General features: G+C 48.1%; 15 protein-coding genes. 11 read left to right on the top strand and 4 right to left on the bottom strand.

From position 1 onward, the window contains the following. Positions 1-183: 183 nt before the first annotated feature. Both OKS35_RS10095 and OKS35_RS10090 read right to left on the bottom strand, forming a co-directional pair. Positions 184-708 carry a hypothetical protein gene (locus OKS35_RS10095; RefSeq protein WP_159563058.1) on the bottom strand — a complete coding sequence of 175 codons (525 nt, stop codon included), beginning with the start codon at positions 706-708 and terminating at the stop codon, positions 184-186. Between the two features lie 128 nt (positions 709-836). Then, positions 837-1,913: a diguanylate cyclase gene (locus tag OKS35_RS10090; protein ID WP_159563057.1), complete on the bottom strand. Its 1,077-nt coding sequence runs from the start codon at positions 1,911-1,913 to the stop codon at positions 837-839. Positions 1,914-2,137: 224 nt separating this feature from the next. Here OKS35_RS10090 and OKS35_RS10085 point away from each other — a divergent pair, with 224 nt between their 5' ends. The 6 genes from OKS35_RS10085 to OKS35_RS10060 all read left to right on the top strand — a co-directional run bounded on the left by OKS35_RS10085 (position 2,138) and on the right by OKS35_RS10060 (position 6,213). Next, complete coding sequence (locus tag OKS35_RS10085; protein ID WP_031422036.1) at positions 2,138-2,320, top strand: hypothetical protein; 183 nt, start codon at positions 2,138-2,140, stop codon at positions 2,318-2,320. A gap of 82 nt (positions 2,321-2,402) precedes the next feature. Then, positions 2,403-3,353: a peptide-methionine (S)-S-oxide reductase MsrA gene (gene msrA, locus OKS35_RS10080; RefSeq protein WP_074035519.1), complete on the top strand. Its 951-nt coding sequence runs from the start codon at positions 2,403-2,405 to the stop codon at positions 3,351-3,353. Between the two features lie 13 nt (positions 3,354-3,366). Then, positions 3,367-4,653 (top strand): DUF2252 domain-containing protein, encoded by a 1,287-nt coding sequence (locus OKS35_RS10075; protein WP_074035520.1) that lies wholly within the window; start codon positions 3,367-3,369, stop codon positions 4,651-4,653. A gap of 61 nt (positions 4,654-4,714) precedes the next feature. Continuing rightward, entirely contained in the window at positions 4,715-4,993 is a 279-nt protein-coding gene (locus OKS35_RS10070; protein ID WP_078147766.1) for a DUF5327 family protein, read from the top strand. A gap of 108 nt (positions 4,994-5,101) precedes the next feature. Beyond that, the gene (locus tag OKS35_RS10065; protein WP_012727509.1) at positions 5,102-5,467 is read left to right on the top strand and encodes a rhodanese-like domain-containing protein; all 366 of its coding nucleotides are present in this window, start codon (positions 5,102-5,104) and stop codon (positions 5,465-5,467) included. A 113-nt stretch (positions 5,468-5,580) separates the two neighbouring features. Next, on the top strand, positions 5,581-6,213 hold the full coding sequence (locus OKS35_RS10060) for an HAD family hydrolase (RefSeq protein WP_031422042.1): 633 nt from the start codon (positions 5,581-5,583) through the stop codon (positions 6,211-6,213). 51 nt (positions 6,214-6,264) lie between these two features. Here OKS35_RS10060 and OKS35_RS10055 read toward each other — a convergent pair whose 3' ends face one another. Then, positions 6,265-7,677: an NAD-dependent succinate-semialdehyde dehydrogenase gene (locus tag OKS35_RS10055; protein ID WP_264092986.1), complete on the bottom strand. Its 1,413-nt coding sequence runs from the start codon at positions 7,675-7,677 to the stop codon at positions 6,265-6,267. 93 nt (positions 7,678-7,770) lie between these two features. Here OKS35_RS10055 and OKS35_RS10050 point away from each other — a divergent pair, with 93 nt between their 5' ends. Both OKS35_RS10050 and OKS35_RS10045 read left to right on the top strand, forming a co-directional pair. Continuing rightward, a complete protein-coding gene (locus tag OKS35_RS10050) occupies positions 7,771-8,283 on the top strand; it encodes a glycerol-3-phosphate acyltransferase (protein WP_264092985.1) in 513 nt (170 codons plus the stop codon). Further along, complete coding sequence (locus OKS35_RS10045) at positions 8,280-9,863, top strand: GNAT family N-acetyltransferase (protein WP_264092983.1); 1,584 nt, start codon at positions 8,280-8,282, stop codon at positions 9,861-9,863. The genes OKS35_RS10050 and OKS35_RS10045 overlap by 4 nt, the downstream gene beginning before the upstream one ends. Here OKS35_RS10045 and OKS35_RS10040 read toward each other — a convergent pair. Then, positions 9,802-11,439, bottom strand: coding sequence for an ABC1 kinase family protein (locus tag OKS35_RS10040; protein WP_264092982.1), 1,638 nt, complete (start codon positions 11,437-11,439; stop codon positions 9,802-9,804). The two genes, OKS35_RS10045 and OKS35_RS10040, sit on opposite strands and share 62 nt — an antisense overlap. A gap of 93 nt (positions 11,440-11,532) precedes the next feature. On the opposite strand from OKS35_RS10040, the gene OKS35_RS10035 reads away from it, so the two are divergent. From OKS35_RS10035 to OKS35_RS10025, 3 genes are all read left to right on the top strand, one after another. Beyond that, complete coding sequence (locus OKS35_RS10035) at positions 11,533-12,138, top strand: trimeric intracellular cation channel family protein (protein WP_012727503.1); 606 nt, start codon at positions 11,533-11,535, stop codon at positions 12,136-12,138. A gap of 12 nt (positions 12,139-12,150) precedes the next feature. After that, entirely contained in the window at positions 12,151-12,516 is a 366-nt protein-coding gene (locus OKS35_RS10030) for a DUF423 domain-containing protein (RefSeq protein ID WP_074035530.1), read from the top strand. Between the two features lie 421 nt (positions 12,517-12,937). Next, positions 12,938-14,434 (top strand): murein hydrolase activator EnvC family protein, encoded by a 1,497-nt coding sequence (locus tag OKS35_RS10025; RefSeq protein WP_264092981.1) that lies wholly within the window; start codon positions 12,938-12,940, stop codon positions 14,432-14,434. Positions 14,435-14,446: the final 12 nt, after the last annotated feature.

Here is a 14,446-nt window from a genome sequence, read left to right as displayed (position 1 = left end):
TTGTCGCAATGCTTTCAAAAAGAGTGTCGTGGAGGGGAATCCACGTGACGTGATATGTTTGGGGAACGTGCACGCCAAGCTTTTGGGAAGCTACAACTAGAGTATAGTTGATAACGATTCTCATTGTCAATAAGAATAATAAAAAAATCCATACGTGCGAACACGCATGGATTGGGTCATGAATTAATTCGAGGCTACGCCTTTTTGAACCGTGAATCGAATCAAACTGAACAAGTATCTCGTGAAGAAGAGAGCGAACGCATAGAATAGCGCAATGAACGGTGACTGAAGATCAATCCCCGGGATGTTCATCAAGAACTCTAGAACGAGAATAGAGAGTAAGAATACGTAGAGAGCGGCATCTAAATAAAGTGGCATAAGACGACCGCGTTGATGCCAAAACGTGCGGATGAGTGGTGCCACGGTCATCCCGATAATCCGTTCCGCAAAGCCGATACTGAGAACGGCGATGATGAATGCTGGGATCGTGTTAAAGGTCACCAAATCCGAGAATACGAAACCTGAAATCAATAAGAGAGGACCGATGATAATCATCATCGAAAGTGAGGTCCGGAAGAAAATCCACATGTTTTTCTGAATCGAACGAATCCCCCCGATTGCCGATTGTTGAAGTGTCTTTCCACGTCTATAATCAATCGCGAACGAGCCGATAAACATAATTCCAAATAAAGATAACAAAACTGACATGAACGATGTTTCCCCTTTTCTGAATAAATCATGATGTATCGATCTGAATCAAAGTCTAGCCTAGTTTAACGATTCATTTCGAGAAAGTAAAGCGAGAAAACGCGCTCAAGTGTGAAGAGTTTGACACATTAAGAGGCGAGGATGAAACGATTCCGACCGGACTCTTTTGCGTGATATAACGCTTCATCTGCATGTTTTAACACACTGTCGATTTCAATATCATTCGAATGGCAAGCTCCAAGCGAAACAGTGATGTGGAGCGTACCGGCACTCGTCTCGAACGGGAACGTTGAAACCTTTTCTCGAATAGATTCAGCAAGCTGCGATACTTCTTCTCGATTAGCATGGGGCATGACGATTAAAAATTCTTCGCCGCCGAAGCGACCGACTAAATGGCGCTCATTGCTCTCATTCACGAGGAGCATGCCGAGCTCGCGCAAAACATCATCTCCGACGTCGTGACCGTATGTGTCATTCACCCGTTTGAAATGATCGATGTCGACCAAAATCAATGCGTATTCTTCCGCCTCGACCGTCAAGTTGGCCATGGCTTCGTTCAAGAGACGCCGATTGGCAATCCCGGTGAGCGCATCTGTACGCGCCAGTTGCTGTTGATGTTGGACGTTCTCAAAGTGACGGCGTAGTTCGAGCAGTAATCGATAGGCGGCGCACGCTCCCCCGTAAGACATTAACGTATAGACGATTAAGACGGGATAGAACAAATTTAGTGGAAGCGCGGTATAAATCGCTGCCCCAAAAATGGCAATACTGATTGTAGTGAATACGAGCAAAGTAGGCCGAGTATTATCCATGCGTTTCCGTAAAAGACCTGTTAAGACAATTAACGTAACTATTGTGGCGATGGCTAGATAGAGACCGAGCATGGTACCGTCTGTAAAGAACAGAACTAGGGAACGACCGATTAATAATATGATACCTGCGACAGCACCACTCACCCATCCCCCGAATAGAACGGCAAGCAAAACGGGAATATTACGTAGGTCGATGAGTATCCCCTCGAGCGGTAAGGCATTTACTAAAAGGAGGATGGCAATCAATCCGGTCTGTACCCCAAGTAAAATCCTTCCTTTGAGAGGAGACTGTGGCGTCAGACGAGGGCGGTTTCGAAACGGTAAAAAGGAAATCGTGAAGAGCGTGAACAAGATACACAGGTTGATAAAGAACGCATTAATGATTGTGAGCATCGAGGCTCCCCCTTATCCCGTATGGAAATATTTAGTTACAGTATATAGCATCTAGTTGGAAACAGACAGGAATAACCTGCTTGCGGAAAGAAGCTCTCTTGAATGAATATTCAAGAAAATCGTCCTAGAATCCTTTTGGATTTGTTCAGATTCTCCTCATCTGTTAGAACTTTCGTTATGGAAAATCGAAAGTTTGGTATGATAAGAGAAAAGGAGGACTGTCCGTGCGTTACTGGGATCATTTTAAACGAGCGTTTATTCCGATTGCGCTCATTTTGATTGGATTAGCGATCTTTTATACTTTATCGGCTCGAGATAATATGGTGTTGACGCTATTAGGGGCTGCGATTGTTGGAGTCATCTTATTTTTGGTGATGCGTCATGTGAATCAGGTGGAAGAGGACTGAAGCGAGAACACATTTTGTGGTTCTCGTTTTTTGTTGTCTTGCCACATTTTTGGGTACACTACAAAGTAAGGAGGGATTTATCATGGCAAAAGCTACATTTGCGGGAGGCTGTTTCTGGTGCATGGTCAAACCGTTTCATAAATATGAGGGAGTGGAGCGTGTCATTTCTGGATATACAGGAGGACATGTCGACAACCCGACGTATCAACAAGTCTGTTCGGAGACGACAGGACATTTAGAGGCGGTTGAAATCACATTCGATCCAGAAGTCATTTCGTATGAAGAGTTGCTACGCATCTATTGGCGTCAAATCGATCCGACAGATGGTGGAGGGCAGTTCAATGACCGCGGTGAATCGTACCGTCCAGCCATCTTCTATCATTCAGAAGAGCAGCGGGCTGCAGCGGAGCGTTCGAAACAAGAAGTGGAAGATTCGGGTCGCTTCGATCGTTCGATTGAAGTCGATATCCGCCCTGCGAAAACGTTCTGGGAAGCGGAAGACTATCATCAAGACTACTATAAAAAAAATCCGTTCCGCTATGAGATGTACCGTGTCGGTTCAGGACGCGCGAAGTTCATCAAAGAGGCATGGAGCGATCGTAAACAACAACAAGCACTTCGTGAACGCTTGACACCGATGCAGTATAAAGTGACTCAAGAAAACGGGACAGAGCCACCGTTCCAAAATGAATATTGGGATGAAGAGCGGGAGGGGTTGTACGTCGATATCGTCGACGGGACACCACTCTTCACATCTCACGATAAGTTTCAGTCGAATTGCGGATGGCCGAGCTTCTCACGCCCAATCGAGGAGAAGCGCGTCGATTTGAACATGGACACGACGCACCACATGGTACGGACAGAAGTCCGTTCAAAACAAGGGGACAGTCACCTTGGTCACGTGTTTGATGACGGTCCGAAAGAGCTTGGCGGCTTACGCTATTGCATTAACTCGGCCGCTCTCCGATTCGTTCCTGTAGAAGAGCTTGAAGAGGCCGGGTACGGGGAATATAAACACTTATTCAACAAGTGAAGGGGAGAGCCGTATGTTCACAGCCGTCAAACAACAAATTCGATGCGAGACAATCGGGACCGTCCTTGATTTTTACGACCAGTCGATTCGACAGCTTTCGGAAGAGGCGAGACAAGAAAAATATGCGAAGATGAGTTCGAGCCCGTTCTCGTTCTTTCGGGGTAGCTCACACTTGTTCTACTACGACTTTGCGAAAGTACCAATCGCGTTTGACACAGGTCCCGATCATCCGACGTTCATTCAAGGAGACTTACACTTTGAAAATTTCGGTGTGTTCGAAGACGGGGCCGGTACCATCATCTATGACGTGAACGACTTTGATGAGGCGTATATCGGTTCATACCTGTTTGATTTGTTGCGGATGGCGGTCTCTGTCGATTTATTCGCCGCCGAGTCCGGGTTCGATGGCAAAGCAGCCATTCAAGCGTTTGCTGAGTCCTATGCCAAAGCCATTGAAAAACATGCGCTTGGACGAAGTGAGCATATTCAATTCACGAAAGAGAACACGTGTAAAGCGGTCAAAAAAGTCATTAAAAAAGCGGAGAAGAAGAAAGATGAATTCATGTCCGAACGGACGGAGGTAAGAGACGAGGAACGTTATTTTTCAACGAGTGACGACTTGCTTCCCATCTCCTCGGAAGTACGGGAGAAAATTGAAGCGGCATGGGGCGATTATCTGTCTTCTTTGTCAAATCAACACCGACATCATGCCGATCACTATGAAATCAAAGATATCGCCATCAAACTTCAAAGCGGAACGGCTTCTATCGGATTAGAACGCTACTATATTTTGATTGAAGGTGCCGATGAAGAGCATGATGAAGATGTCATTTTAGAGATGAAACAAGCACAATCTGCCGTCCCGTCTCTCTTTCTTCCGACACATCCGCTGTTTGAAAACGGATTGTCGCATCAAGGCGCTCGTGTCGTCGCTGCGCAACGGGCAATGGTCCACAGTCGTGACCCGTATCTCGGCTATTTGACGATTGACGACAAAGAATATTATGTGAGGCAACGTTCTCCGTATAAGCGAAAAGTGAAAGCGAAACATATGAAAGATGAGACGTCGCTCATTGAGACGTTGAAGGTGCAAGCGCAAATCACGGCGAAGATTCATGCACGGGCCGATGCGACCTCCAATGTGCTCGATTATACGGCAAGCGAACGAATCGCGGCGGCAATCGGTGACTCTCCGTCCCTGTTTATTCGACAGTTATCGAGATGGGCTGATTTTTATGCAAATCAAGTTCGTTTTGATTATGACGCCTTTTTAAACTGGGTCGAGTCAAGGAATCGTTAAGGAACTTGCGAATTGAGGATGAAATCCTGCACAATGGAAGCGTAAAGGATGTGTACGGACTATGATTACAGAACAACAAGTCATCGCCCAAATGCGTCAGGTGATGACACAGATTGAGTCGTCAACCGGCGAAGCGCAAAAGCGTCATTTGGCAAAGTTAATGGGTTTTTGTGAACTCTTGTTAGCGGAGACGTCTGAAGCAAAAAGCGTTGGGGCATCACAGTCCCCGACCGTGACAAGTGAAACGAAACCTCCGCTTGATCGTCAGATGGCCGCTTTTCTCGGGATTCCCATGGAAGAAGACGAACAACCTAAATCCGATTCATTGCTCGATTTTTGAACCACATGTGATGCACATGTGGTTTTTTTGTGGATTCATTTTCATTGACTTAAATACCATAGGGGGTATAATGGGTACAAGAAACGAAATGCAAATGGAGGCGTGAATATGTTGGACTTTCTTTTTGTGGCGGTCGTCATTGGACTTGTGTATTTCTGGTGGAGTCGTCGAAACAATGTAAAAACAGTCTCGACGGATGATTTAAAACGGAGAATCGCAGAAGAACGGAACATTCAATTGTTGGACGTACGTGAGCCGCATGAATACCGCGGGGGACATATCAAGCAAGCGAAAAATGTACCTTTATCCGGATTCGGTAATGCTCAAGCGAAATATCCGAAAGAAAAAGAGCGTCCAGTCTATGTTATCTGTCAGAGCGGGATGCGTAGCCAACGCGCGGCAGCGATGCTGAAGAGTGCCGGATATACCGACGTTTATTCTGTAAAGGGTGGAATGAACTTCTGGCGTGGATAATAGATGCGACTGGACGAATCGGTTCAGTCGTTTTTTGTCACCACGTTTTCTCTTTTGCATTTTCGGGGATTCTGCTACGGTAGGGAGAGAGTGAAAGAGAGGAGATCAATCCAATGGCAGTAATTTTATTTGATATCGATGGCACGTTAGTAGATACGACCGGACCGATGACGAAGGCGATTCATGAGGCACTCGAGGAGCTTCCTCATCTTCCGAAACCGAGTGAAGAGGCGGTCCGTTCAGGATACGGCTTGGCAGGTAACGCGTTTTGGGAGCATGTCATCCCAGAAGCGACGCTTGAGGAGATTCGTCTCATTCGCAGACTCCGTCATACGACGCTTGAGCAAACGATGGAAGGACAAAATGTCTTATTTGACGGAATTCGTGAGATGTTGGAGACACTTCACGAGCAAGGTCATACGCTGACGACAGCGAGTAACTGCGGTGTTCATTATATGAATTTGATTTTAGATACGCAACAGATTCGTCCATATATGACGGCACCCGAATGTTTAGAATCTGTTGGGGGCGAGAAGAAGGCAGACATTCTTACAGCGCACCGTGTCCGGCACGGAGAGGCGGACTATATTATGGTCGGTGATCGTAAATCGGATGTCGAGGCGGCTCGCGCTCATGACTTCCCCGTCGTCTTGACAGGATTCGGGTTCGGTAATGAAGAGGAGTGGGCACTTGCAGATCACGTGATTCAATCTCCACACGATTTAGTCGAGTGGGTCAACCGATAAGAAAAGGCTTGTCGCATATCAATGTCGACAAGCCTTTTTGTATACCTATACTCACAATCCGAGAGAGATGTATTTTACTTCTAAAAATTCCTCAATACCGTGATGACCGCCTTCACGACCGAGTCCGCTCTCTTTCCAACCACCGAAAGGCGCTTGCGGCGTTGACGGAAGTCCGTCATTCACACCGACAATCCCATACTCTAGCGATTCAGCTAAATAGACCGCTTCATTGATGTCTTGCGTGAACAGGTAAGCGGCTAAGCCGAACGGCGTGTTGTTCGCCCGTTTGATGACTTCATCGAGCGAATCGAACGTTGCAATCGGTGCGACGGGTCCGAACGTTTCTTCGTTCATGCAGAGCATGTCTTCATTCGCATAACGGATGACAGCAGGACGGATGAATAAGCCGTCTAGCACCTCGCCACCGTACACTTCACCGCCACGAATCTGCGCGTCCTCGATATGCTTTTCGACTTTGCTGAGCGCATCGTCATCGATGAGCGGACCGATGTCGACACCTTCCTCTAGTCCGTTCCCGACTTTCAACGCTTCGACCTCTTTAATGAAACGCTCCGAAAATTCATCGACGACGGCGCGTTCGACATAAATTCGGTTCGCACAGACACACGTCTGTCCACCGTTTCGGAATTTCGTGGCGACCGCTTGCGGAACAGCCTTATTTAAATCCGCTTTAGCTGTGACGATGAGCGGGGCGTGCCCACCCAGTTCAAGCGAAATCTTTTTCATCGTGTCCGCAGCATCACGCATGAGCATTTTCCCGACTTCCGTGGATCCTGTGAACGTCAACTTTCGGACCCGTTTATCTTGTTGCCACGCTTTGACGATATCTGACGCTTGTCCTGTGACAAGGTTGATGACCCCTTTTGGGAATCCGGCCTTCTCCGCTAATTTCACCAATTCGATGGCGGTCAACGGGGTCGCCGATGCTGGTTTCATGACGACCGTACAGCCCGCAGCGAGCGCTGGAGCAACTTTCCGTGTGATCATGGCAGCCGGGAAGTTCCAAGGTGTGATGGCTGCGATGACGCCGACCGGTTGTTTGATGGCAAAGATTCGTTTTTGGTTCGATGAAGCAGGAATCGTCTCACCGTATACACGACGCCCTTCTGCCGCATACCAGTCGATGAATCCATTTGCATAGTTGATTTCGCCGATCGCTTCTTTGAGCGGTTTTCCTTGTTCCTCGACCATCGTTCGGGCAAGCTCTTCCGTATGTTCTGCAATCAAACGATGCCATTCAGTAAGTAGCTCCCCTCGTTCTTCTGCTGTTTTTTGTTGCCATTCTTCTAACGCCTCATGCGCAGCGTCGACGGCTTGTGTCGCTTCTTGTGTATCACTTTTTGTCACGACGGCCATCACATTGCCTGTGGCTGGATTTCGTACCTCGATCGTTTGTCCCGTTTCTGTCCATTCCCCGTTAATGAAGTTTTTCTCTTCTCGCATCTTGATTTCCCCTTTCCAAAAAGTGCACAGTTAATTAGAGGATACCCGTTTTTCTGAAACGCACACAAATTTACAAAAAAAAGAGGGGATACTATGTGGATCATCGTCATTGGCTATTTAGTCGGAAGTCTGCTCGGGGGCAGACTGTATGGGGTGCTAAGTGGACATGATTTAGCGACAACTGGTTCGAAGAATACCGGTGCACGCAATGCGCATCGCATCGGTGGAGTAAAGGCGTTTCTAATCGTCTATGGATTCGACGTGGTCAAGACGATTCTCGTCCTACAGATGAGCGGACCATATTTTTGGCAGACGGCGTTCGCGCTCACGCTCGGGCATATTTATCCATTTTGGCGAATCCGTGCGGGAGGGAAGGGATATGCCGTTTTTTCTGGAATTATATGGGCATATGAGCCGTGGTGGTTTATTGGGGGTCTTGTTATCTTGTTACTCTTAATCAAATTAACGGGGAACTCTCGCGAGACGGGACTGGTCATGCTCATTTTACTTCCGCTCGCTGCACTTTGGAATGTCGAAAATGTCATCTGGGCCACGCTGATTACGATTCTTATTATCTATCATCATGTGAAGGAGGAAAAAGCATGATTGTGTACCGAAAAGCCGAAATATCAGATTTTGAAGCGATACATCGGTTGAATTACGAAACATTCGTCGAAGAGATTCCGCAACATCCACCGAATCCGGAAAGGCGACTTGTCGACAAGTTTCACGAAGAAAATACATATTGGATTGGAGAAGTGGAAGGGGAAGTGGTCGCCATGTGTGCGTTACGTGGCAAACGGCCGTTTTCGTTGGAACAAAAAGGAGTACGCATTCCTGATGGGAATTGGCTTGAGATTCGCCTCCTCGCTGTGACTAAACCCTATCGACGCAATCGGACGTTCGCTGGATTGATGCGCGCGGTCATCGACGATGCGACAGAGCGTGATGTCGATGGTATTGTCATCAGTGGAACGACACGTGAACAAGTGCTCTATCATCGATTCGGGTTTGTGCCGTTCGCGGATCCGATTGGTCCTGACGAAGCGAGATATGTTCCGATGATGTTGACGCGTTCGGCTTTTTATGAATCCAAATCAGCATCGATCCTACGTCCAAAAAGTTTGCTAGCAGGACCCGTTGAATGTTCGGACCGTGTGAGAGAACGACTCTCGATGCAGCCGCGCCCACATCGTTCAAACGAAACGGGACGAGTGCTTGAAGCGGTACAACGAAAACTGGCGGAACGAATCGGACTCCCTCATGTCTATACGCTCCTTGGAAGCGGGACGGTCGCTAACGATGCGGTCGCGGCTCGATTGGATGGACACGGCCTCATTTTCAATGCGGGTGAATTTGGAGAACGCTTGATTGACCATGCACAGCGTGTCGGTCTGTCTTTTGACGTGGTCGCAGTGGACCAAGAGGGACAATGGGATATTTCGCAACTTGAGCGCATTGCACCAGACTGGGTATGGACGGTTCATTGCGAGACATCGTTAGGGATTTTCATCAACCTCGAACCGCTCCATACATGGCAAGGCGTTGTCGCCATTGATGCGATCAGTGCCGTCGGAACGTTCGTCTATGACTATTCGTTTGCGGACTACGTGACCTTCTCTTCAGGAAAGGCGTTACGGAACGCCCCGGGTCTCGCGTTCGTGGCAATGAAGCATCCAGCGATTGCGACACCACATACAGCGCGCTATTTGGATCTATCCCTCTATCAACCGATTGCCTTCACACAATCGGAACCGCTTCTCTCAGCGATGGCGATTGCGCTGGATGAGTTGACAGAAGATGAAGTCGTTTCACATTCTGTAAAGATGAATACGTTGCTTAATGCCTTACAAGAGAACGGTTTATCGGTCGATGTGTGTCCCGCCCAATCACCTGGCGTCATCACGATTCCAGTTCCGTGCGAGCTATCCTCGGTCGAGCTCGGGCGCCAACTGTCCTATCAAGGCTATCTCGTCCAGTATGAGAGTGACTACTTAAAGCAGGCGAACGTCATTCAAGTATCGACCATGGGTTGGACGACACCTCGCATGATGCGTGACGTCGGTGCTTATATCGCACAATGGATTCAACAAAAAACCGCCACTGCTGAGAGTGACGGTTCGCTTATACTCGAAAGTCTTGGCGGGCCAAATGACGAATCTTTCGTCCGAGGCGTCTCCAATTGAAATAAGCTAAAACGGAGACGACGCCACCTGACCAGAAGAGCCATTCATCCGGTCGAATATAGCCGAGTAGGCCGACGAGCAAACCGAGCAAGATGACGATGGCATTGAACGTCTGACGGTGCAAGAGTTCCTTGGATTCAAGGTTTCGTTGGAACATCGCTTGCTCCGACAGACGTTTTCGTGTCGGTTCTTTTAAGTAATTATCCAGAAGTGGAGGAACGTTTAACAGTTTCTTCGCATAGTTGATTCCGGTCTTCACGTAACGATTTTGAAGCGTTGTCCCGTCTTCCTCGAGCCATTCGATGACAATCGGTTTACCAAGTGTGAACAGATCGATTTTCGGATCGAGGATTTGCAGAATCCCGAGCAAGGTCGAGGCCGCCCGACCGAAGAAGGCAAATTCTGCCGGGAGCTGAATCGGTTCGTTTTTGACGAGCAATTGAATGTCCTGTAACACTTTCTCAATCAATTTCGTATCGACGGTATCGATGTCCGTTTCTAAGTAGAAGGTGACCGCCTTCTCTAGCGCTTGGCGAATATTTTGTTTGTTCGCCGTTGGTAAGAGGAAGCGCAAGTCTTCTAATCCATCGACGATGCTATCATAGTCGAGCGAGATGAACGCCTGTAAGATATTCCGAATCGTGGCCATGTCTTGTGCTGTCGTCTGCCCGACCATACCGAAGTCGAGGAGGATGATGGTTCCGTCTGCCCGAATTTGGACGTTTCCGGGGTGTGGATCGGCATGGAACTGCCCACCGAATAACAGCTGTTCGGCAGCGAGTGTGAAGAGTCGTTCAGCAAGGGAGGAACGGTCGATTCCATTTTCTTTTAAAAAGGCGAGGTCAGTGATCCGGCGTGCGTCGACCCAGTCCATCGTCAAGACGCGGTTCGTACAGAGATGTTCGTGATAGTCAGGGATATAAACGTCTCGGTTATCCGCGTATTTGGCTTTAAAATACAGGGCATTTTTTAATTCGGTTTGAAAATTTAGTTCATCCCCGATGACAAAAATCATCTGGCGATATAAGCTATCTAAGTCGGTCGATTTTGCGAGGGATGTCCGCTTTAACATCGACGTGACAATCCGCATGGCACGGAAGTCGGTCCGGATGATTTTTTCGATATTCGGACGCTGGATTTTGATGGCGACCCGTTTGCCGTTTTCGAGCAGCGTGGCACCATATACTTCCCCGATGGAAGCCGAAGCGACGGCATCGATGCCGACGTCTTTGACGACTTGGGTATATGGGACGCCCCATTCTGCCTCTAGAATCGCGCGCGACTTCTCCCAACCGGACGTCGGGACACGGTCGACGAGCTCTGACAGCTCGTTCAAGACGGCGGGTGGTAGCAAGTCTGCACGAATTGATAAGAATTGTCCGAGTTTGATTAACAAGCCCTCGAGTCGTAGCGCGTTACGCTTATACTCACGCGCGAGCTTGAGCATCAGTGCTTCATATTCTTCTGTCGTGGCGACACCTTGTTGTTGTTTGCGTGAAAAGGCGTACAGCCGAATGATGAATCGGGCGAACATGGTGACGATAATCCATATGCGGAACAAAGCGATACGTTTCATTGTAATACCGACATCCTTTACGACAGTCGCACGACTGACCTGAATTTTTGTAACTATACTTTACCATACAATGCGTTGAAGAAAGGGCAAGGGATGTTCATGGAGTGGGAATTGCTCAACGTCGTCGGAACGATTGCGTTCGCGGCGAGCGGAGCCATCATTGCGATGGATGAAAAATACGATATTTTTGGAGTTTGGTTACTGGCGTTTATCACCGCCTTCGGAGGCGGCGCGATCCGAAACGTCCTGTTAGGAAACCCCGTCAGTTTAATTTGGCAACAGAATGATTTATTTATTTTATGTTTTCTGGTCGCACTCCTCATCTTCCTGCTCCCGAGTGTCGTATTGCCACATTGGGAACGCTGGGGTGTCATTGTCGACGCCATTGGTCTCGTCGCTTTTGCCTTTCAAGGGGCGCAGGTCGCAATCAAGCTTGATTTACCTTTATCTGCTGCGATTGCGGCGGCTGTCTTGACTGGCGTTGGCGGAGGTGTGGTCCGGGACTTATTGGCAGGACGTAAGCCTCTCGTCTTACAATCTGAGGTGTATGCGATTTGGGCGATTCTCATTGCGGTCATTACGTATTACTTCAAGCTCGAAGGCGGTCTTGCTGTGTACGCGCTTTTAATTGTCGTCGCGACACTTCGAGTGATATCCTACTATCGGAAGTGGAATTTACCAGCACGAAAAGTCAGATAAGGGGGAACGGAAATGAAGATATTATTAATGATCGGTGCCGGATTGATGGCACTCGGTGTGGCACTTGGTGCATTCGGCGCCCATGCGCTAAAAGAGAGATTGGCGCCAAACATGTTGGCAAACTGGCAGACAGGTGTGCTCTACCATATGGTGCACGCGCTTGGAATAATTGGGATTGCAGCGCTCCTCATGCGCGTGAGCATCAGCCAGTTCAACGTGGCCGGTTGGCTCATGTTTGCGGGGATCGTCTTCTTCTCAGGAAGCTTGTACGTCATGGCATTGACGGGAATTACAAAACTCGGAGCCGTGACACCGATTGGCGGCGTGTTATTCATCGCTGCCTGGATCTTTGTCATCGTCGGTGCGATGAAACTATAACTTGAGAATCCATTTATTCGATATCCATGCCTTTGCTCATGTTCACATGCAGCGACGGCATGGATTTTTTTGATGAGTCATCCTATTAATTGGAAAAGGGATATACAGCCCTATTCGCTTATTATTTTAAAATAAGGTAAAATGTTCTCTATTTACATAAAACATTACAGAAAGATGTCAAATCGAACAGTCTGAAAAGGTATTGGTAAATAGTAAGTTCTATGCATTCATTGTCCGCACCTTTGTTCTTGCGTAATAAAATTGAAATATAACTTTAACAGGAAAATATCTATCAGTTAGATATAATTAGTCGTGTTGAAACTCAACCAAATGATCGTTTTTGTTACATACTGAAACGGCTTTAAATATGTAGTGTAGTAGGTACTCACGTTTGTCATTTAAGAAAGGATGTACCCCATTCATGAATTGGAAACGCACAGTCTCGACGTTGACGCTCGGTGTGATGCTCATCAGCACACATACAGTTGCGGATGCATCGACTTCGATTAAAGAGAAGCAAGAACAACAACAAAAAGTAAAAGAAAAGCGCGACAGTGTGAAAAAAGACCAGTCAGAAACATCTTCAAAAATTGAAGGAAACAAGGAAGAGATTTCAAAAGTTCAGGCTGAGGTCAACAAAATGGACGCACAATTGCAAGACATCATCAATGATGTCGCCATGAAACGCCAAGAAATCAAGCGCACCGAGATGAAGATTGAGGATCTTGAAGCCGACATTAAAGATTACCAAGAAAAAATGAAGGCGCAAGAAGCGATGATGAAAGAGCGTATGGCCACGATGCAAAAGAACGGTGGCGGATCAATTAACTGGGCTGAATTCATCTTCGGTTCAAAAAATCTCTCTGATCTCGTCACGCGTATGATCACAGCTGGAACGATTCAGCGTAGTGACCAAGAGTTGTTCGATGACTATGAAGCGACACAGCGTTCGTTGAAAGAAGCGCAGGCTGACTTGAAAGCAGAACGTGCTTCACTTCTCCAACAACAAAAGGCACTCGAAGTGCGTCAAGCCGAGCTTGAGAAGAAAATGAAGCAGCGTGAAAAGCGCATCAAAGAGCTTGAAGAGAAGAACATCAAGTTCGAATCACAGATCTTTGACCTTCAAGAGATTGAAGCGACATTAGTCGCACAAGAACAGGCGATCGCGGCTGAAATCGAAGCGCAACGTCGGGAAGAAGAGGAAGCCCGTCGTCGTGCGGAAGAGGCAGCTCGTCAAGAGGCGGCACGTAAGGCGGAAGAAGCCCGCCAAGCAGAAGCTGCACGTCAAGCTGAGGCTGCCCGTCAGGCAGAGGCAGAACGAGAAGCGGAAGCAGCTCGTCAAGCTGCTCAACAAAAGCAAGACAATAAATCGAATACCCCGTCTTCGTCGTCTTCAAACAACACGGCGGCATCAACGCCAGCTCCAAAACCGGCACCGGCTCCAACGCCAGCTCCGAAACCAGAGCCAAAACCGGCGCCGACGACATCGACGCCAGCTCCGTCTAGTTCGATGTTCATTCAACCGGCTTCAGGACGCTACTCACAAGGATGGGGTCCGGCGAGCGGTGCGTTTGGTTACACGTTCCATAACGGTGTAGACATCGCTGGTCCAACAGGGACACCGATTCGCGCATCTGCGACAGGTACGGTCATTCGTGCAGGTTGGGGTGGCGCATACGGGAACCACGTCATGATCGCACACGTGATCAACGGTCAAGTTTGGACCACGGTCTATGCGCACATGAACTCGGTATCTGTCAGCTCTGGACAGCGTGTGACGCAAGGGTCGAACATCGGGACACTTGGAAACACAGGGAACTCTTCAGGTCCGCACTTGCACTTTGAGATTCATAAAGGCGGCTACTCATACTCGGCAACGAGCGCAGGTAGCACGGTCAACCCGCGTCAGTTCTTCTGATGCATCAACCAG

The organism is Exiguobacterium sp. N5 (assembly GCF_025842465.1).
GTDB classification, from domain to species: Bacteria; Bacillota; Bacilli; order Exiguobacteriales; family Exiguobacteriaceae; genus Exiguobacterium; species Exiguobacterium profundum.
This window is presented reverse-complemented; position numbering and strand designations above follow the sequence as displayed.

What these genes read in the sequence shown, in the direction of transcription:
- OKS35_RS10095 (WP_159563058.1), bottom strand. Translation starts at nt 708, where the DNA reads ATGTCAGTTTTGTTATCTTTATTTGGAATTATGTTTATCGGCTCGTTC.
- OKS35_RS10090 (WP_159563057.1), bottom strand. Translation starts at nt 1,913, where the DNA reads ATGCTCACAATCATTAATGCGTTCTTTATCAACCTGTGTATCTTGTTC.
- msrA (WP_074035519.1), top strand. Translation starts at nt 2,403, where the DNA reads ATGGCAAAAGCTACATTTGCGGGAGGCTGTTTCTGGTGCATGGTCAAA.
- OKS35_RS10075 (WP_074035520.1), top strand. Translation starts at nt 3,367, where the DNA reads ATGTTCACAGCCGTCAAACAACAAATTCGATGCGAGACAATCGGGACC.
- OKS35_RS10070 (WP_078147766.1), top strand. Translation starts at nt 4,715, where the DNA reads ATGATTACAGAACAACAAGTCATCGCCCAAATGCGTCAGGTGATGACA.
- OKS35_RS10065 (WP_012727509.1), top strand. Translation starts at nt 5,102, where the DNA reads ATGTTGGACTTTCTTTTTGTGGCGGTCGTCATTGGACTTGTGTATTTC.
- OKS35_RS10060 (WP_031422042.1), top strand. Translation starts at nt 5,581, where the DNA reads ATGGCAGTAATTTTATTTGATATCGATGGCACGTTAGTAGATACGACC.
- OKS35_RS10055 (WP_264092986.1), bottom strand. Translation starts at nt 7,677, where the DNA reads ATGCGAGAAGAGAAAAACTTCATTAACGGGGAATGGACAGAAACGGGA.
- OKS35_RS10050 (WP_264092985.1), top strand. Translation starts at nt 7,771, where the DNA reads ATGTGGATCATCGTCATTGGCTATTTAGTCGGAAGTCTGCTCGGGGGC.
- OKS35_RS10045 (WP_264092983.1), top strand. Translation starts at nt 8,280, where the DNA reads ATGATTGTGTACCGAAAAGCCGAAATATCAGATTTTGAAGCGATACAT.
- OKS35_RS10040 (WP_264092982.1), bottom strand. Translation starts at nt 11,439, where the DNA reads ATGAAACGTATCGCTTTGTTCCGCATATGGATTATCGTCACCATGTTC.
- OKS35_RS10035 (WP_012727503.1), top strand. Translation starts at nt 11,533, where the DNA reads ATGTTCATGGAGTGGGAATTGCTCAACGTCGTCGGAACGATTGCGTTC.
- OKS35_RS10030 (WP_074035530.1), top strand. Translation starts at nt 12,151, where the DNA reads ATGAAGATATTATTAATGATCGGTGCCGGATTGATGGCACTCGGTGTG.
- OKS35_RS10025 (WP_264092981.1), top strand. Translation starts at nt 12,938, where the DNA reads ATGAATTGGAAACGCACAGTCTCGACGTTGACGCTCGGTGTGATGCTC.